The organism is Rhizobacter sp. J219, from assembly GCF_024700055.1.
Lineage (GTDB): Bacteria > Pseudomonadota > Gammaproteobacteria > Burkholderiales > Burkholderiaceae_C > Rhizobacter.
Window position 1 is genome coordinate 137,961 of the sequence record NZ_JAJOND010000001.1, and the last position, 17,779, is coordinate 155,739.

The following is a 17,779-nucleotide window of genomic DNA, read 5'->3' on the forward strand; positions in this document are numbered from 1 at the left end:
TCAAGGGCAGCCCCTGATCTTCTGCCGCGGAGGGCGTGCCTACACTGCGGCGCATGCCTGAGACAAATCCAACGACTGGCTTGATCCTCACCGGCGGCGGCGCGCGGGCCGCCTACCAGGTGGGTGTGCTGAAGGCGGTGGCGAAGATCCGGCGAGATGCCGCGCCCTGGCAGTACGGCAACCCATTTCCCGTCATCACCGGGACCTCGGCCGGGGCGATCAACGCGGCTGCCCTGGCGACGCATTGCGATGACTTCGACGGCGCGGTCAAGGCGCTCGCCCACGTGTGGGAGAACTTCCGCGCCGAGCAGGTCTACCGCAGCGACGCACTGGGTGTCATCCGCACCGGCGCGCGCTGGCTCACGATGATGTCGCTCGGCTGGGTGATCGCGCGCTGGCGCCGGGCCCGTCTGCGCTCGCTGCTCGACAACAGCCCGCTGGAGCAGTTGCTCAACGAGATGGTGGCCGTGGATCGCTTGCCCGAGGTGATGCGGTCGGGCCACCTGCAGGCGTTGGCCATCACGGCGTCGAGCTACAGCTCGGGCACGCACGTCACCTTCTACGACGCACTGCAGGAGTTCGCCCCCTGGAACCGCTCGCAGCGTGTCGCCGTGCGCTCGCCGATCACGGTGCCGCACCTGCTGGCGTCGGCGGCGATTCCCTTCGTGTTCCCAGCAGTGCCGCTCGACTTCGACGGTGTCACCGAATACTTCGGCGACGGCTCCATGCGCCAGTCGGCGCCCATTTCGCCGGCGGTGCACCTGGGCGCGCGGCGCATCCTCGTGATCGGTGCCGGCCGCATGCACGAGCCGCCGGGGCGGCGCAAGGTCAGCGGCGCATACCCGAACTTCGCGCAGATCGCCGGCCATGCGCTGTCGAACATTTTCCTCGACGCGCTCGCGGTTGACGTGGAGCGCCTGCAGCGCATCAACAACACCCTCTCGCTGTTGCCACCCGAAGCTCTGGCGAACACCAGCCTGCGGCCGATCGAGGTGCTGGTGATCGCCCCCTCGTTGCGGCTGGACGACCTGGCGGCCAAGCATGTCAACGCCTTGCCCACCTCCATCCGCGCGCTGCTGCGCGGCATCGGCGTGAGTGGCAAAGGAAGCGATACCCGTGGCGCGGCGCTTGCGAGCTACCTCTTGTTCGAGCAGGCCTACACCCGCGAGCTGGTGTCTCTCGGCTGGACCGACACCATGGCGCGTCGCGATGAGGTGACCGGCTTCTTCGGCTGGGAGCGCCGGCGCGAGCGGCGTGGGCCAGTGCCCGACACCGACTTCCAGACGGCCGAGCTGGAATGAGGTGTGTTTGAAATGAGCAAGGCCCGCGGCGCGTGAGCGCGGCGGGCCTTCGATGACAGCGATCAGATCGGTTTACTTGCTGCTCTTTGCCGGGGTCGTCTTGCTTTCAGCCGCGGCGGGCGCGTAGGTCGCGCCGTTGACCGTCAGGCCTTCCTTCGACAGGCGGGCAGCGGCGCCGCTCTTGATGCCCTTCACGCGCGTCATCAGGTCGGCCCAGTCCTTGAACTGGCCCTTCTTACGCTCGTCGAGGATGCGCACGGACACCTTGGTGCCGATGCCCTTGACCGATTCGAGCGCGGCCTGGTCGGCCTTGTTGACGTCGACGGCGGCGAATGCAGTGGCCGCAGCGAACAGCATGGCGAGCGTGCAGATCAGCTTCTTGAACATGGTGATGAACTCCCTTTTGATCGTCTTGGTTGTGGACGGGGAGCAGCCGTTCTGCACCCCTGGCGGCACTGTAGCCAGGGGGTGTGTGGAAGTCTTTCCCCTTCAGGGACGCCGACGAAAGGGGGTCAAGCGAATAGGGGAGGTCAGGCCGGCTGTTGGCTGAGCCATTGCACGTAGCGCGTGACGCCAGTCGTGACATCGGCGAAGCGGTGGTCGCATCCGGCGGTACGCAGCTGCGTCATGTCGGCCTGGGTATAGCACTGGTACTTTCCGACGAGCGCCTCGGGGAAGTCGAAGTACTCGATGAAGCCCTTCGTCACCAGCTCCGTGAGCGACAGCGAGGCCTCGCCCTTCAGGCCCCGCGAGGCGTTGACGACGGCCGCGGCCACGTCGTTGAAAGGCTGTGCGCGGCCGGTGCCGAGGTTGAAGATGCCGCTCTTCTGGGGGTGCTGCAGGAACCACAGGTTCACCGCCACCACGTCGTCGACCGAGATGAAGTCGCGCGATTGCTCGCCCGCGTTGTAGCCGCCGTAGGGGCCGAAAAGGCGCACACGGCCCTTCTCGCGGAACTCGTTGAAGTTGTGGAAAGCGACCGACGCCATGCGCGCCTTGTGCTGCTCGCGCGGGCCGTAGACGTTGAAGTAGCGGAAGCCGGCGACCTGGCTCTTGCTCGTGGCCAGCATGCGGCGCACGACGTTGTCGAAGAGGAGCTTGGAGTAGCCGTAGACGTTGAGCGGCTTTTCGAACTGTGGGTCTTCGCGGAAGGTGTCGCTGCCGCCGTAGGTGGCGGCCGACGAGGCGTAGAGCAACCGCACGCCCTGCGCCTGGCAGGCGTCGAGCAGATCCTTCGAGCAGCGGTAGTTGGTGTCGAGCATGTAGCGCCCGTTGTGCTCCATGGTGTCGGAGCAGGCGCCTTGGTGCAGCACGGCCTCGACCTTGCCGAACTCGCCGCGTGCGAAGCGGGTGTAGAAGTCGCTCTTGTCGAAGTAGTCGCTGATCTTTGCGCCCAGCAGGTTGCGGTACTTCGGGCCGTCGGTCAGGTCATCGACGGCGATCACGTCGTCGATGCCGATGGCGTTCAGGCCGTGGACGATGTTGCTGCCGATCATGCCGGCCGCGCCGGTGACGACGATCTTCGTGCTCATTGGGAAATCCTCCGCACTGCGTGCTCCGGAATGAGTGCTTGGGAGCGGCCCGGCGCACTCATGCGAAGAGCTCCTCGTAGGTCAGGGTCGCGTTGCCGAACTTGCCCACCGCCAGGCCGCCGGCCTTGTTGGCCACGGGCACGGCTTCTTGTACCGAGAGCCCGCAGGCGAGCATGGCGGCCAGGGTGGCGATCACGGTGTCGCCGGCGCCGGTGACGTCGAACACTTCGCGCGCTTGCGCGTGGAAGCGGGTCTCGCCCTTGGCGTCGAAGACGGACATGCCTTCTTCCGAGCGGGTCAGCACCAGGCTGTCGAGGCGCAGCTTCCTGCGCAGCGCTTCGGCGCGCTCGTGCAGCTGGGCCTCATTGCTCCAGTTGCCGATCACCTGGGCCAGCTCGGCGCGGTTGGGGGTGATGGTGGTCGCACCGGCATAGCGTTCGTAGTCGCTGCCCTTGGGGTCGACCAGCACCGGCTTGCCGGCCTTGCGGGCCAGCTCGATCATGCGGGGGATGTGCTCGAGGCCGCCCTTGCCGTAGTCGGAGAAGAGCACCACGTCGTGCACCGCCAGCGCCTTCTCGAACTCGGGAATCATCTCGGCCAGCACTTCGTGGTCGGGCGCGTTTTCGAAGTCGATGCGGATCAGCTGCTGCGAGCGGCCGATGATGCGCAGCTTGACGATGGTGTAGAGCTGCGGGTCGTGGCCGAGCAGCGTCTTCACGCCTTTCTGTTCCAGCAGTTGCTGCAGCTTCTTGGCGGGTTCGTCCTGGCCGACGACCGTGAGCAGCGTGGTCTGCGCGCCGAGCGTCTTGGCGTTGAGCGCCACGTTGGCGGCGCCGCCCAGGCGTTCTTCTTCGCGGTTGACCTTGACCACCGGCACCGGCGCTTCCGGCGAGATGCGCTCGACGGCGCCGAACCAGTAGCGGTCGAGCATGGCATCGCCGACGACGAGCACGCGGGCCGCTGCCAGACGCTCGCGCGTGACCACGGGTTGAGACATTACAAGTCCTCCAGGCGTTGCGGCGGGTAGCTGTCCCAGCTGAGGCAACCCGGGCATTGCCAGAAATAGTGCTGCGCTTCGAAGCCGCAGGCGGCGCAGCGGTAGCGCTGCAGGGGTTTGGCGGCACGGCCTACGGCGGTGCGCAGGCTCTGCGCTTCGTTGGCGTCGAGCGCGAAGCCTTCGGTCGTCATCTGGCGCAGCAACTCCTGCGCGGCTGAGAGGGTGGGTTGTTCCTGCAGGTGGTTGAGCACGCGGGCGCGCTGTGCCGCGGGGGCCGGATCGAGCGTGGCGATGGCAGCCAGCAGGTCCATCGTCGGAGCGCGTTTGTAGAGCGACTGCAGGCGCTCCAACGCGGGGGCCTGTTCGCCGCAGGCGGCGGCGCTGGTGGCGTAGTCGCGGGCGACGAGGTTGAAGGCGGTGGCGTGGGCGCTCAGCAGTTCGCCCCACAGGACGAGGGCCTGTGCGTGGTCACCTCGCCCATGCGCACGCTGCCCGGCGAGGACGATGGGCCGCGGCGATTGAGGCGAGGCATCGCAGGCCTGGCGCAGGGCCTCGTCGGCTTCGGCGCTCTGCTTGCGCGCATCGGCCTCCATCGCGAGCTTCGCACCAGTAGTGCGCGATGCGCGAGGCGAACGACGCCGTGCCGCTGTGTTCGAGCTTCTGTGCCACCTCGACCGCGGCTCGCCAGTCGCGGGAGCGCTCGTGCAGCGTGAGCAGGGCGAGTTGCGCTTCGGTGGCGAAGGCGGTGCCTTCGAGCGCCTTGTAGGCTTCTTCGGCGCGGTCGAAAAGGCCTGCCTTCATGAAGTCTTGTGCGAGCGCGTGCTGGGCGCGATCCCGCTCGGCCTTCGGCAGGTCGGCGCGGCTCACCAGATGCTGGTGCACACGCACCGCGCGCTCGTATTCGCCGCGGCGGCGGAACAGGTTGCCGAGGGCGAAGTGGAGGTCGGACGTGTCGGGGTCGTGCTGGACGGCTTCGATGAAGGCGTCGATGGCCTTGTCCTGCTGTTCGTTGAGCAGCAGGTTCAGGCCTTTGAAATAGGCCTTGGGTGAGTCGTGCTGCTCACGCTTCCATTGCCGCAGGTCGAGCCGCGAGCCCAGCCAGCCCAGCGCGAATGCGATCGGCAGGCCCAGCAGCAACCACTGGAGGTCAAAGTTCATGCTGGAGCAGTCGGGCGTCGGAGGGCAGGGCGGGGTCGGTGCTGCGCGAGTCGACGCTGGAGCTGGCGGTGGGGTCGCCCGGCTGCTGGCGCGCCGCCTGGCGGGCGCGCCACCAGCTCGGCACCATCGCCAGCACGCCGAACACGCAGCCGAGCGTGAAGGCCGCGAGCACGACGAACACCATGGGCGTGCGCCACTCGTGGCCGAAGAACCATTTGAGGCTGGCCTCGTGCTGATTGTTCAGCGCAAAGGCGAGCAGGACGAAGAAGAGGGCGGCTCGAACGAGCCAGATGAAGATGCGCATCACGACTCCGGGCCTGGGATTCTAGGACCGGCGAGAGCTGTCGCGTGGCGGGAGGGAATCAGGAGGCGGACTCTGCAGAAGCGGCCGCTGCCGCTGCTTTCGCGGCGGCCTCGGCTTCCTGCTGGTCGCCACGGGCGTCGACGGCTTCGCGAAGCGCCTTGCCCGGTTTGAAATGCGGCACCAGCTTCTCGGGGATCACCACCTGCTCGCCGGAGCGCGGGTTGCGGCCCATGCGCGGTGGCCGGCGGTTGATCGAGAAGCTGCCGAACCCGCGGATCTCGATGCGGTGCCCGCGCGCAAGCGCGTCGGACATCGCATCCAGGATGGTCTTGACGGCGAACTCCGTGTCACGGTGGGTCAGTTGACCGAATTGCTCGGCCAGCTTTGCAACGAGATCGGAGCGCGTCATAGAAGCCTGTCAGGTCCTTGAGGTTCGGCGTTTCAGAAAACGGCTCAGCCGTTGTCCTTGTTGTCGAGCTTCGCGCGGAGCAGAGCGCCGAGGCTGGTGGTGCCGGCGGTCTCACGCTCGTTGCTGGCCGACAGGCGCTGCATGGCTTCTTGCTGGTCGGCGTTGTCCTTGGCCTTGATCGACAACTGGATCGAACGCGTCTTGCGGTCGACGTTGATGATCAGGGCGGAGACTTCGTCGCCTTCCTTCAGCACGTTGCGTGCGTCTTCGACGCGGTCACGGCTGATTTCAGAAGCACGCAGGTAGCCGGTCACGTCGTCATTCAGCTGGATCTCGGCGCCACGGGCGTCGACCGTCTTGACCTTGCCGGTCACGATCTGGCCACGGTCGTTGACCGAGGTGTAGCTGGTGAACGGGTCGCTGTCGAGCTGCTTGATGCCGAGCGAGATGCGCTCGCGCTCCACATCGACGGCCAGCACGATGGCTTCGACTTCCTGGCCCTTCTTGTAGTTGCGGACCGCAGCTTCGCCGGGTTCGTTCCACGACAGGTCGGACAGATGCACAAGGCCGTCGATGCCTTGTGCCAGGCCGATGAACACGCCGAAGTCGGTGATCGACTTGACGGGGCCCTTGACCTTGTCGCCGCGCTGCACGGTGCCCGAGAACTCTTCCCACGGGTTGGCCTTGCACTGCTTCATGCCCAGGCTGATGCGGCGCTTGTCTTCGTCGATCTCGAGGACCATGACTTCGACTTCGTCGCCCAGCGAGACGATCTTGCTCGGAGCCACGTTCTTGTTGGTCCAGTCCATTTCGGAGACGTGGACCAGGCCTTCGATGCCCGGCTCGATCTCGACGAACGCGCCGTAGTCGGCGATGTTGGTGACCTTGCCGAACAGGCGGGTGCCTTGCGGGTAGCGGCGCGACACGCCGTGCCACGGGTCATCACCCAGCTGCTTGATGCCCAGCGAGACGCGGTTCTTCTCGGCGTCGAACTTGAGGACCTTGGCTTGCAGCTCTTGCCCGACCTGCACCACTTCGCTCGGGTGGCGGACACGGCGCCAGGCCATGTCGGTGATGTGCAGCAGGCCGTCGATGCCGCCGAGGTCGACGAACGCACCGTATTCGGTGATGTTCTTGACCACGCCGGTGACGATGGCGCCTTCGGACAGCGTGCCGAGCAGCTTGGCGCGCTCTTCACCCATCGAGGCTTCGACCACGGCACGGCGCGACAGCACGACGTTGTTGCGCTTGCGGTCGAGCTTGATGACCTTGAATTCCATGGTCTTGCCCTCGAAGGGCGACATGTCCTTCACGGGGCGGGTGTCGAGCAGTGAGCCGGGCAGGAAAGCGCGGATGCCGTTCACCAGGACGGTCAGGCCACCCTTGACCTTGCCGTTGACGGTGCCGGTCACGAATTCGCCGGACTCGAGGGCCTTCTCCAGCGAGAGCCACGAGGCGAGGCGCTTGGCCTTGTCGCGTGAGAGGATGGTGTCGCCGTAGCCGTTTTCGACGGCGTCGATCGCGACGGAGACGAAATCGCCAGGCTGGACTTCGGTCTCACCCTGGTCGTTCTTGAATTCATCGATGGGCACGTAGGCTTCGGACTTGAGGCCTGCGTTCACCACCACGAAGTTGTGCTCGACGCGCACCACTTCGGCCGTGATGACTTCGCCTGCGCGCATCTCCGATTTGTTCAGAGATTCTTCGAACAGGGCGGCAAAGGATTCCATCCCGGCGGGGGCGGCGGTTTGTGCTTGAGGCATGGGGACTTTCTGTGTGGCAGTTGCCACGGGTTAGGTTGAACACCCGCCGCTTCGGAGCGCCTTGAACCTGTGGGGCAGGAAGGGCGCAGAGGTGAAACGGTGGACCAGTTTTGCCCGGACGGGCCTTGAGAACGAGTCTCTTTCGATCAGGCCTGGCCGAACGGGTTGCGTTGCTGCCACCACTCCAGAACCTTGGCGACACACTGGTCGACCGAGAGTTCGGAGTTGTCGAGCGACAACGCATCAACGGCCGGCTTCAGGGGCGAGGCGCTGCGGGTTTTGTCCCGGGCGTCGCGCGCTTCGAGGTCAGCACGAAGGACATCGATACTAGTCGAAATCCCCTTGGAAATCAATTGCTTATGACGTCTTTCAGCCCGTACGGCGGCGCTGGCGACGACGAAGACCTTGAGTTGCGCGCCGGGGAAGATGACGGTGCCCATGTCGCGCCCATCGGCCACCAGGCCGGGCAGCCGGCGATGAGAGAGCTGCAGCTGCAGCAAGGCGGCGCGCACGGCCGGCCAGACCGAAACCTTGGAGGCCATGGCGCCCACGTCCTCGCGGCGTAGCTCGTCGCTGACTTCGGCGCCGCCCAGCCAGATCTGCTGGTGGGCGAACCTGAGCTTGAGGCCTGCGGCCACGGCGGCGAGTCCGGCTTCGTCGGTTTCGGCCACGCCGGCCTGCATCGCGGCCAGGGCGGTGGCGCGGTAGAGGGCGCCCGAATCGAGAAAGTGGTAGCCCAGCGCCTGCGCCACGGCGCTTGCGAGGGTGCCCTTGCCTGAGGCGGTCGGCCCGTCGACGGTGATCACCGGGATGGCCGATGTGTCGGTGCGGGCGACGGCGAAGAGGGTCTCGAAGTAGTCGGGGAAGGTCTTGCCCACGCAGCGCGGGTCGAGGATGCGCACCGGCTGCCGGACCGGGTTGTAGGCGGCGAGCGAGAAGCACATCGCGACGCGATGGTCGTCGTAGGTGTGGATGGCGGCCGGCGTCCAGGCGGTGGGCGGCGTGATCTCGATGAGATCGGCGCCTTCGGTCACGGTGGCGCCCAGCTTGCGCAGCTCGGTGGCCATCGCGGCGATGCGGTCGGTTTCCTTGACGCGCCAGCTGGCGATGTTGGTCAGGCGCGTGGTGCCGTCGGCGTAGAGCGCCATCACCGCCAAGGTCATGGCTGCGTCGGGGATGTGGTTGCAGTCCAGCGTGATCGCCTTCAGCGGCCACGCGCCACGTCGCACCTCCAGCCAGCCGGGGCCGCTGGTGATCTCGGCGCCCATCAAACGGGCGGCCTCGATGAAGCGGATGTCGCCCTGGATCGAGTCGCTTCCCACGCCTTCGATGCGCACCGGCCAGCTTTCGAAGCCTGCAATGGCACCGAGGGCGATGAAGTACGAGGCCGACGAGGCATCGGCCTCGACGTGGATGCTGCCCGGAGAGCGGTACTCACTGCCCTGCGGGATCGTGAAGCGCTGCCAGCCGTCGCGTTTCACCTCGATGCCGAAGCGTTGCAGCAGGTTGAGCGTGATCTCGACGTAGGGCTTGGAGATCAGCTCACCCACCACCTCGATCGTGATCGGGTTGGCCCGCGACACCAGCGGCAGGGCGAGCAGCAGGGCGGTGAGAAACTGGCTCGACACGTCGCCGCGCACGCGGATCGGGTCGGTGGTGCGCAGTGCGCCGCCCTTCAGGCGCAGCGGCGGGTAGCCGTCCTCGCCGAGGTAGTCGATCGTGCAGCCCAGTTGGCGAAGTGCATCGATCAAATCGCCGATCGGCCGCTCGTGCATGCGCGGCACACCCTTGAGGTCGAACTCGCCGCCGCCTTGGGCGCTGAGAACCGACAGCGCCGCGGTCAGGGGGCGCATCGCTGTGCCCGCGTTGCCGAGGAAGAGCTGCGCCTGCTTCACCGAGAGCGCGCCGCCGAGGCCGGTGATGCGCACGGTGGTGCCATCGGTCTGCACATCGCAGCCGAGCTGGCGCAGCGCGGTCAGCATGACCTGCGTGTCGTCGGAGTCGAGCAGGTCGTAGACGGTGGTGGTGCCGCGGCTCAGGCCGGCCAGCAGCAGCACACGGTTGGAGATGCTCTTGGAGCCGGGCAGCCGCACCGTGCCGTGGGCCGATTGCAGCGAAGGGATGTCGAGGAACGGCGTGGTGTACATGGGGACAACGGTGCGCCGCGCCTGGTGCGCAGCCTTATGTCAGCGAGACGACCCGGACTTGCCGGCGCCCATTTGCCAGTTGGCGCGGGCATCCGAGGCGCTGCGGATCAGGTCTTCGAGCGCTTCGACGTTGCTGGTCTTGATGACGTGTTCGAGCGCATCCAGCGTGTGCCGGAAGCGCATCGACTGCTTGAGGATCTCTTCCCGGTTCGACATCAGGATGTCACGCCAGACCTCGGGGTCACTCGCGGCGATGCGGGTGAAGTCGCGGAAGCCCGGACCGGCGAGCGACAGGAAATCACGCCCCGCCGGCTGCTTGGCCACCGAGTTGAAGAAGGCAAACGCCAGCATGTGCGGCAGGTGGCTCACGGCAGCGAACGCGGCGTCGTGGTTCTCCGGCGTCATGCGCAGCACTTGCGCGCCGATGGCCGACCACACGTCGGTCGCCTTCTGCACCAGCTCGGCATCGGTCTGCGGCAGCGGGGTGATGATGACCTGGCGGCCGGCGTAAAGCGAGGCATCGGCATGGGCAACGCCCGAGACTTCCTTGCCGGCGATCGGGTGGGCGGGCACGAACGAGCTGACGCGCTCCTTCAGCACGCGCCGGGCCGCATCCACGACGTCGCGCTTGGTCGAGCCCACGTCCATGAAGAGCACGCCAGGCTCCACCAGATGGCGGATGGCCTTGAATGTGGCTTCGCTGGCCGACACCGGCACGGCCATGATCACGATGTCGGACCCCGAGACGGCGAGCAGCGCCGATTCGGCGGTGTCGTCGATCACGCCCATCTTCTTGGCGCGTTCGGTCGTCGAAGGAGACTTGCTGTAGCCGATGACGCGCTTGGCCAGACCGGCCCGCTTGAGGGCGAGTGCGAAGGAGCCGCCCATCAGGCCGCATCCAATCACGCCAAGCTGGTTGAACATCTTTGAGTCAGCTTTCAATGCACGTCGATCGGGTAGGTGCCGAGCAACTTGAAGAATGCGCAGGCTTCCCGCAGCTCGCGCAGCGCGGTGGCCACGTGCGGCTGGTCGGGGTGACCTTGCAGGTCGATGTAGAAGTAGTACTCCCACTGGCCCGAGCGGGCGGGGCGGGATTCGAAGCGCGTCATCGACACACCGTGCTGCTTGAGCGGCACCAGCATGTCGTGCACCGCGCCGGGCCGGTTGGTCACCGAAACCACGAGGCTCGTGCAGTCGTGGCCCGAGGCGCGCGGCTGCGGGTGGCGGCCAGGGTGGGTGACGACGGCGAAGCGCGTGCGGTTGTTGGCTTCATCCTGGATCGCGGGGGCGATCAGGTGAAGGCCGAACTCGCTGCCCGCGCGGGCGCTCGCGATCGCGGCGAGCTTGGGGTCGGCTGCAGCGAGCCGCGCCCCTTCGGCGTTGCTGGCGACGGGCCGGCGTTCGACGTTCGGCAGGTGCGTGCCCAGCCAGCCGTGGCACTGCGCCAGGGCCTGCGGGTGGGCCACGACGGCTTCGATGCCGGCCAGCGAGTTCTCCTTGCGCAGCAGGTTGTGCTGCACGAAGAGGCTGGTCTCGCCGATGATGAAGAGCGGGGTGGTCAGGAAAAGGTCGAGCGAGCGCGTCACCACGCCTTCGGTCGAGTTCTCGACGGGCACCACGCCGAAGTCGGCCGCGCCCGAGGTGGTGACATGGAAGACCTCGTCGAAGCTCGCGCACGGGATCTTCACGATCGACGACCCGAAGAAGCCAAGTGCCGCTTCTTCGCTGAAGGTGCCGGCGGGCCCCAGGTACGCCACGCGCGTAGGTGTTTCGAGCGCACGGCAGGCCGACATGATCTCGCGCCAGATCGGCGCGACGCTTTCGCCCAGCAGCGGGCCGGGATTGACGGCCTTCATGCCGTCGATGACCTGGGCTTCGCGCTCGGGGCGGAAGGCCACAGAGCCTTCGCGTTTTTTGACCTCGCCGACCTCTTGTGCCAGCCGTGCGCGCCGGTTCAGGAGTGCGAGCAGCTCGCGATCAACCGCGTCGATCTGCGTTCTGAGGGCCAGCAGCTCGGGGTTCGGGGCGGGGGAAAGGTCAGACATGGGTGACGCAAATTGTCGCACGCAGCCTAGCGCGATCGGCAAGTGAAGGCCGACGGACCAGGCACTGTTCGCGTCACTTCTTGGCAGGCTTGGAGGCTGCTGGCGCGGCCGGCTTGGCGGCAGGCTTGGCTGCGGACGGCGCAGGAGCGCCCGCCGTGGCGCCGAGTGCCGAGCCGATGCCCTGCTGCAGCGCGGCGACCTTCGGCTGGACCACTGGCTCCAGCTCTTTCAGCACGCTCTGGCCATAGGCGTTGGCGAGTTCGGGCAGGCTCTGCTGGTACTTCTTGTAGGCCGGCGATTCGAGCGCGGCGAGCAACTGCTTCAGCTCATCTTCGGTGTACTTCTCCTCGAAGATCGGGGCCAGTGTGGCCTGGCCGATCTTGGCCGAGCGCTCGCGGATCAACGGCGCGGTCTCGTCGCGGTACTTGTTGAGCAACTCCTGGATCTTCTTCACGGCTTCGGGGCGCTTTTCGGGCGCCACGCGCGTGGCCAGGATCTCCTCTGCATCGGCCGACATCTGGCGGGCCGGGCGCTCGAGTAGGTCGCGCATCATGTTTTCGAGGCCGGGCTGCTGGATCACCAGCAGGCGTTGCACCATGTCCTTCTTGGCAGCGCTCGCCGGGGCGCCGGGGATGGCGGTGTTCTGGGCATGGGCCAGGGTCGTTGCGGCCACCAGGGCCAAGCCGATCAGACGCTTCATTCTTCAGTGCTTTCAGAGGTGGGCTCGTCGCCCGAATTGGCATCGTTCTCGACGATGCGTTGCAGGCCGCTCAGCTTGGCGCCATCGTCCAGGGCGATCAGCGTGACACCTTGCGTCGCGCGACCGAGCTCGCGGATCTCGGAGACTCGGGTGCGCACGAGCACGCCCTTGTCGGTGATGAGCATGATCTCGTCGGCCGGCCGCACCAGGGTGGCGGCGACGACCTTGCCATTGCGCTCGCTCTGTTGGATCGCGATCATGCCTTTGGTTCCCCGGCCGTGGCGGGTGTACTCGACGATGGACGTGCGCTTGCCATACCCGTTTTCGGTGGCGGTGAGCACGCTTTGGGTCTCGTCTTCGGCCACCAGCATCGCGATCACGCTCTGACCGTCGTCGAGCATCATGCCGCGCACACCGCGAGCGCCGCGGCCCATGGGGCGCACGTCGTCTTCGTCGAAGCGCACGGCCTTGCCGCCGTCGCTGAAGAGCATCACGTCGTGCTTGCCGTCGGTGAGCGCCGCGCCGATGAGGTAGTCGCCTTCGTCAAGGTCGACGGCGATGATGCCGGCCTTGCGTGGGTTGCTGAACTCGTCGAGCGAGGTCTTCTTGACCACGCCCTGCGCGGTGGCGAAGAAGACGAAATGATCGGCCGGAAAGCTGCGGAAGCCGTCGGTCAGCGGCAGCACCACGTTGACCTTTTCGCCCGGCTGCAGCGGGAACATGTTGACGATAGGCTTGCCGCGCGAGGCGCGCGAGCCTTGCGGCACTTCCCACACCTTTAGCCAGTAGACGCGACCTCGGTTGGTGAAGCACAGGATGTAGTCGTGTGTGTTGGCGATGAAGAGCTGGTCGATCCAGTCGTCTTCCTTGGTCTGCGCCGCCTGTTTGCCGCGACCGCCACGCTTCTGCGCGCGGTATTCGCTCAAGGCCTGGCTCTTGATGTAGCCGGTGTGCGAGAGCGTGACCACCATGTCGGTGGGCGTGATCAGGTCTTCGGTGCCGAGGTCTTGGGCGTTGTGCTCGATGGTCGAGCGGCGCGCGCCGATCTTGGTCTGGCCGAACTCGAGCTTGATGGCTTGCAGCTCGTCGGAAATGATCGTCGTCACGCGTGACGGCGTGGCCAGGATGTCGAGCAGGTCGGCGATCTGCGCCATCACTTCCTTGTACTCGCCGACGATCTTGTCCTGCTCCAGGCCGGTCAGGCGCTGCAGACGCATCTGCAGGATTTCGCTGGCCTGGTCGTCCGACAGGCGATAGAGCCCGTCGGGCTGCATGCCGTATTCGCGCGGCAGGTTCTCGGGGCGATAGGCGTCGCGGCCGCCGGCCGTTTCCTTCTCGGCGCGGGCGAGCATCTCGCGCACCAGCGACGAGTCCCACGACTTGCTCATCAGCGCGGCCTTCGCGATCGGCGGTGTGGCCGAGGTCTTGATGGTCTCGATGAACTCGTCGATGTTGGCCAGTGCCACGGCCAGGCCTTCCAGCACGTGGCCACGCTCGCGCGCCTTGCGCAACTCGAACACCGTGCGGCGGGTGACGACCTCGCGGCGGTGCTCCAGGAAGATCGCGATCAGGTCCTTCAGGTTGCACAGCTTGGGCTGGTTGTCGATCAGCGCCACCATGTTCATGCCGAACGTGTCCTGCAGCTGCGTCTGCTTGTACAGGTTGTTCAGCACCACCTCGGGCACCTCGCCGCGCTTCAACTCGATCACCACGCGCATGCCGGACTTGTCGGACTCGTCCTGGATGTGGCTGATGCCTTCGAGCTTCTTCTCGTGGACCAGCTCGGCCATGCGCTCGAGCAGGTTCTTCTTGTTCACCTGGTACGGGATCTCGTCGACGATGATGGCTTGGCGCGCACCCTTGTCGATGTCTTCGAAGTGGCACTTGGCGCGCATCACGACGCGGCCGCGGCCGGTCTTGTAGCCCTCGCGCACGCCGCTCGTGCCGTAGATGATGCCGGCGGTGGGGAAGTCAGGCGCGGGGATGATCTCGATCAGCTCGTCGATCGTGGCCTGCGGGTTCTTCAAGAGGTGCAGGCAGGCATCCACGACTTCGTTGAGGTTGTGCGGCGGGATGTTGGTGGCCATGCCGACCGCGATGCCACCCGAGCCGTTGACGAGCAGATTGGGCAGGCGCGTCGGCAGCACGAGAGGCTCTTTTTCCGAGCCGTCGTAGTTCGGCCCGAAGTCCACCGTCTCCTTGTCGAGATCAGCGAGCATCTCGTGTGCGATCTTCGCCAACCTGATTTCGGTGTACCGCATGGCCGCGGCGTTGTCGCCGTCGACCGAGCCGAAGTTGCCCTGGCCGTCGATGAGCATGTGGCGCATCGAGAAGTCTTGCGCCATGCGCACCGCGGTGTCGTACACCGACTGGTCGCCGTGCGGGTGGTACTTGCCGATGACGTCGCCGACGATACGAGCCGACTTCTTGTAGGGCCGGTTCCAGTCGTTGTTCAGTTCGTGCATCGCGTAGAGCACGCGCCGATGCACGGGCTTCAGGCCGTCGCGCGCATCGGGCAGGGCACGCCCCACGATCACACTCATCGCGTAGTCGAGGTACGAACGCCGCATCTCCTCTTCGAGGCTGATCGGCAGGGTTTCCTTGGCGAACTGGGTCATGCGGAGGTGGGCAGAAAAGCCATGAAGGCAGACCTGGTTTGGCCTGCGCGCAAAACCCGCGATTCTAGGCGCTGGAACAGGGCTGTCGCGGTCGCGCAACAACGGCTCACGCCACTGCAAGCACCGATGGCAAAACTCTTAGCTCCGAATACCCTATGGCACAATCGATCGTCGGTGGAAAACACCCGAGTTACTTGGGGTTTGCCAGTACTTCCCGATTCGGTTTGGACGTTTCGTTAGAACATCTGCCCTTTCCTTGAGAGGAGAACCATGAAGAAACTGAACAAGGTCGCATCGCTCTTCGCATCGGCCACGCTCGCCGTCTCGGTGAGTTCCGCGTTTGCACAAGCCAAGAACGTGGACAACTGGACCAGCGCATTTGGCCTGCCGTGGAAGGCTGGCGCTGCTGACCTGTGCTGGCGCGACGCGTTCTGGACGCCTGCCTCGGCCCACCCGTCTTGCGATGGCGCCCCCAAGGCTGCTCCGGCACCTGCTCCCGCTCCTGCCCCGGCGCCTGCTCCCGCCCCGGCACCTGCTCCGGCCCCGGCTGCTCCGGCGCCTGTGGCTCCGCCTCCTCCGGCTCCCGCTCCTGTGGCTCCGCCCGCCCCGGTCAGCGAAAAGGTCACCTTCGCTGCTGACGCTTTCTATGACGTGGGCAAGTCGGTGCTGAAGCCGGACGCCAAGGCCAAGCTCGACGACCTGGTCAGCAAGACCTCGGGTGTGAACCTCGAAGTCATCATTGCCGTGGGTCACACCGACTCCGATGGTTCGCCTGCCGCGAACCAGAAGCTGTCGGTGGCTCGCGCCGAGTCGGTGAAGAACTACCTGGTCAGCAAGGGCATCGAAGCCAACCGTGTCTACACGGAAGGCAAGGGCGAAAGCTCGCCGGTCGCCGACAACAAGACCAAGGAAGGCAAGTCGAAGAACCGCCGCGTCGAGATCGAAGTGGTCGGTACCCGTACCCGCAAGTAATCTCGCGGTCGTACGCGGAAAACCCCGCCTCGGCGGGGTTTTTTTATTTACCATTTTCAAAATGATCAATGCCGATCCGCAGGAACTGAGCAAATTCAGTGAACTGGCCCATCGCTGGTGGGACCCGGATAGCGAATTTCGCCCGCTTCATGAAATCAATCCACTTCGACTTGAATGGATCAATGGCCTTGCCCCATTGGCAGGGCGGCGTGTGGTGGATGTTGGGTGCGGCGGCGGCATCCTCGCGGATTCGATGGCGCGCAAGGGCGCTCAGGTCCTGGGCATCGACCTCGCCAGCAAGGCGTTGAAGGTGGCGCAGCTGCACGCCGCGGAAGCCGGCACGCCGTCGATCGAGTACCGCGAAGTGGCGGTCGAGGCACTGGCCGAAGAGAAGCCGGGACAGTTCGATACCGTCACCTGCATGGAGATGCTCGAGCATGTGCCTGACCCGTTCTCGGTGGTGCGTGCCTGTGCCGCGCTCGTCAAGCCCGGCGGGTCGGTCTTCTTCTCGACGATCAACCGCAACCCCAAGTCTTTCCTCTTCGCGATCGTCGGCGCCGAATACATGCTCAAGCTGTTACCACGCGGCACGCACGAGTACGCCCGCTTCATCCGGCCAAGCGAGCTGGCGCAGTGGTGCCGCGATGCAGGCCTTTCGCTGGGGCAGACGCGAGGCATGGAATACAACCCGCTGACCCGCCGCTACTCGCTCTCGGCTGACGTCAGCGTGAATTACCTCTTCGCGTGCACGAAGCCGGCGTGATGGCGGGTCTGCGTGAGAGGATTCAGGCAGTGCTGTTCGACCTCGACGGCACCTTGATCGACAGCGCGCCCGATCTCGCCGGCGCGGGCAATGACATGCGCAAGGCGCGCGGCTTGCCACCGCTGGCCTACGAGGCCTTCCGCCCGATGGTGGGGGCGGGGGCGCGCGGCATGCTGGGCATCGCGCTGCAGGTCACGCCGGCCGACGACGCGTTCCTCGCGCTTCGCGATGAATTCCTCAGCCGCTACGAAGCACGCATGACCCAGGAGACGCGTGTCTTCGACACCATGGTGCCAGTGCTGGCCTCCTTGCGGGCGAACGAGGTGCCGTGGGCCATCGTCACCAACAAGGCCGAGCGCTTCACCTTGCCGCTGGTGCGCAGCTTGTCGCTGCATGATCACGCGGCTGCCGTGGTCGGGGGCGACACCACGCCGCATTCCAAGCCGCACCCGGCCCCGCTGCTGGAGGCGGCCCGCCGCATGGGCATTGCGCCCGGGGCATGTGTCTATGTGGGTGACGACCTGCGCGACGTCCAGGCCGGCCAGGCCGCCGGCATGGCGACGGTGGCGGCGGCCTGGGGTTACCTCGGCCAAGGCGATCCGATCACGGCATGGGGTGCCGACCACGTGATCGAAAGTCCGGGCGAGCTCTTGAACTTGTTGGGCTTGACCTAAACTAACCAATTCTCTGGGGCCGACCTGGTTTCGACGCGGGTACGGAGTTGGCGCAGGGCATGCCGAGGACCAGTCCCCTCGTAAATCCATCTGGAAACAAAGTAACTGCGAACGACGAAACGTACGCACTCGCCGCTTAATACCGGTGAGCTTCGCAACGGTTGGCCGATGGGCCGGGTCTGAGGGGCAACCCGAAGGCTGCGAAGTCATTCACATTGGCTCGCTCTGAGTCGGGTCACTCGACCCAGGGCTAAATCAAGTGACTCGGGGTTCAGGTAGCGTGCTGCTGCGCGACCTGCGCCCTTAAAACCCAAATCAGACAGCTACGCATGTAGAACTGTCCGGCAATGGCTTGCGGACGCGGGTTCGATTCCCGCCGGCTCCACCAAATCGAAG

The 17,779-nt window shown here is 65.9% G+C and carries 15 protein-coding genes, 1 other RNA gene and 1 pseudogene; 5 read left to right on the forward strand and 12 right to left on the reverse strand.

Features of this window, described 5'->3' with window-relative positions; all coding sequences use genetic code 11:
- Window positions 1–53: 53 nt before the first annotated feature.
- The gene (locus LRS03_RS00615) at window positions 54–1,301 is read left to right on the forward strand and encodes a patatin-like phospholipase family protein (RefSeq protein WP_257823383.1); all 1,248 of its coding nucleotides are present in this window, start codon (window positions 54–56) and stop codon (window positions 1,299–1,301) included.
- Between the two features lie 72 nt (window positions 1,302–1,373).
- On the opposite strand, the gene LRS03_RS00620 is transcribed toward LRS03_RS00615, so the two are convergent.
- From LRS03_RS00620 to gyrA, 12 genes and pseudogenes are all read right to left on the reverse strand, one after another.
- Complete coding sequence (locus LRS03_RS00620; protein ID WP_257823384.1) at window positions 1,374–1,688, reverse strand: ComEA family DNA-binding protein; 315 nt, start codon at window positions 1,686–1,688, stop codon at window positions 1,374–1,376.
- Window positions 1,689–1,831: 143 nt separating this feature from the next.
- Complete coding sequence (gene rfaD, locus LRS03_RS00625; protein ID WP_257823385.1) at window positions 1,832–2,833, reverse strand: ADP-glyceromanno-heptose 6-epimerase; 1,002 nt, start codon at window positions 2,831–2,833, stop codon at window positions 1,832–1,834.
- Window positions 2,834–2,891: 58 nt separating this feature from the next.
- Window positions 2,892–3,830 carry a D-glycero-beta-D-manno-heptose-7-phosphate kinase gene (gene rfaE1, locus LRS03_RS00630; protein ID WP_257823386.1) on the reverse strand — a complete coding sequence of 313 codons (939 nt, stop codon included), beginning with the start codon at window positions 3,828–3,830 and terminating at the stop codon, window positions 2,892–2,894.
- Window positions 3,830–4,988 (reverse strand): annotated as a pseudogene (lapB, locus tag LRS03_RS00635) (lipopolysaccharide assembly protein LapB). The gene rfaE1 and the pseudogene lapB overlap by 1 nt, the downstream one beginning before the upstream one ends.
- Window positions 4,978–5,292, reverse strand: a complete 315-nt coding sequence (locus LRS03_RS00640; RefSeq protein ID WP_257823387.1) for a LapA family protein — start codon at window positions 5,290–5,292, stop codon at window positions 4,978–4,980. Before LRS03_RS00640 ends, lapB begins: the two are co-directional and overlap by 11 nt.
- Window positions 5,293–5,350: 58 nt before the next feature.
- Window positions 5,351–5,701 carry an integration host factor subunit beta gene (locus tag LRS03_RS00645; protein ID WP_257823388.1) on the reverse strand — a complete coding sequence of 117 codons (351 nt, stop codon included), beginning with the start codon at window positions 5,699–5,701 and terminating at the stop codon, window positions 5,351–5,353.
- A 44-nt stretch (window positions 5,702–5,745) separates the two neighbouring features.
- Window positions 5,746–7,464 (reverse strand): 30S ribosomal protein S1, encoded by a 1,719-nt coding sequence (gene rpsA, locus LRS03_RS00650; RefSeq protein ID WP_257823389.1) that lies wholly within the window; start codon window positions 7,462–7,464, stop codon window positions 5,746–5,748.
- A gap of 146 nt (window positions 7,465–7,610) precedes the next feature.
- Window positions 7,611–9,611 carry a bifunctional 3-phosphoshikimate 1-carboxyvinyltransferase/cytidylate kinase gene (locus LRS03_RS00655; protein WP_257823390.1) on the reverse strand — a complete coding sequence of 667 codons (2,001 nt, stop codon included), beginning with the start codon at window positions 9,609–9,611 and terminating at the stop codon, window positions 7,611–7,613.
- A 39-nt stretch (window positions 9,612–9,650) separates the two neighbouring features.
- Window positions 9,651–10,535 (reverse strand): prephenate dehydrogenase, encoded by an 885-nt coding sequence (locus LRS03_RS00660; RefSeq protein WP_257823391.1) that lies wholly within the window; start codon window positions 10,533–10,535, stop codon window positions 9,651–9,653.
- A 14-nt stretch (window positions 10,536–10,549) separates the two neighbouring features.
- Window positions 10,550–11,656 carry a prephenate dehydratase gene (gene pheA / locus LRS03_RS00665; protein WP_257823392.1) on the reverse strand — a complete coding sequence of 369 codons (1,107 nt, stop codon included), beginning with the start codon at window positions 11,654–11,656 and terminating at the stop codon, window positions 10,550–10,552.
- A gap of 73 nt (window positions 11,657–11,729) precedes the next feature.
- On the reverse strand, window positions 11,730–12,356 hold the full coding sequence (locus tag LRS03_RS00670; RefSeq protein ID WP_257823393.1) for a DUF2059 domain-containing protein: 627 nt from the start codon (window positions 12,354–12,356) through the stop codon (window positions 11,730–11,732).
- Window positions 12,353–14,974 carry a DNA gyrase subunit A gene (gene gyrA / locus LRS03_RS00675; protein WP_257823394.1) on the reverse strand — a complete coding sequence of 874 codons (2,622 nt, stop codon included), beginning with the start codon at window positions 14,972–14,974 and terminating at the stop codon, window positions 12,353–12,355. Before gyrA ends, LRS03_RS00670 begins: the two co-directional genes overlap by 4 nt.
- Before the next feature lie 270 nt (window positions 14,975–15,244).
- On the opposite strand from gyrA, the gene ompA reads away from it, so the two are divergent.
- From ompA to ssrA, 4 genes are all read left to right on the forward strand, one after another.
- Window positions 15,245–15,946 (forward strand): outer membrane protein OmpA, encoded by a 702-nt coding sequence (ompA, locus tag LRS03_RS00680; RefSeq protein ID WP_257823395.1) that lies wholly within the window; start codon window positions 15,245–15,247, stop codon window positions 15,944–15,946.
- Between the two features lie 61 nt (window positions 15,947–16,007).
- The gene (gene ubiG, locus LRS03_RS00685) at window positions 16,008–16,709 is read left to right on the forward strand and encodes a bifunctional 2-polyprenyl-6-hydroxyphenol methylase/3-demethylubiquinol 3-O-methyltransferase UbiG (RefSeq protein WP_257823396.1); all 702 of its coding nucleotides are present in this window, start codon (window positions 16,008–16,010) and stop codon (window positions 16,707–16,709) included.
- Window positions 16,709–17,383 (forward strand): phosphoglycolate phosphatase, encoded by a 675-nt coding sequence (gene gph, locus LRS03_RS00690; protein WP_257829337.1) that lies wholly within the window; start codon window positions 16,709–16,711, stop codon window positions 17,381–17,383. Before ubiG ends, gph begins: the two co-directional genes overlap by 1 nt.
- A 15-nt stretch (window positions 17,384–17,398) precedes the next feature.
- Window positions 17,399–17,771, forward strand: a transfer-messenger RNA (tmRNA) gene (ssrA, locus tag LRS03_RS00695).
- Window positions 17,772–17,779 lie beyond the last annotated feature (8 nt).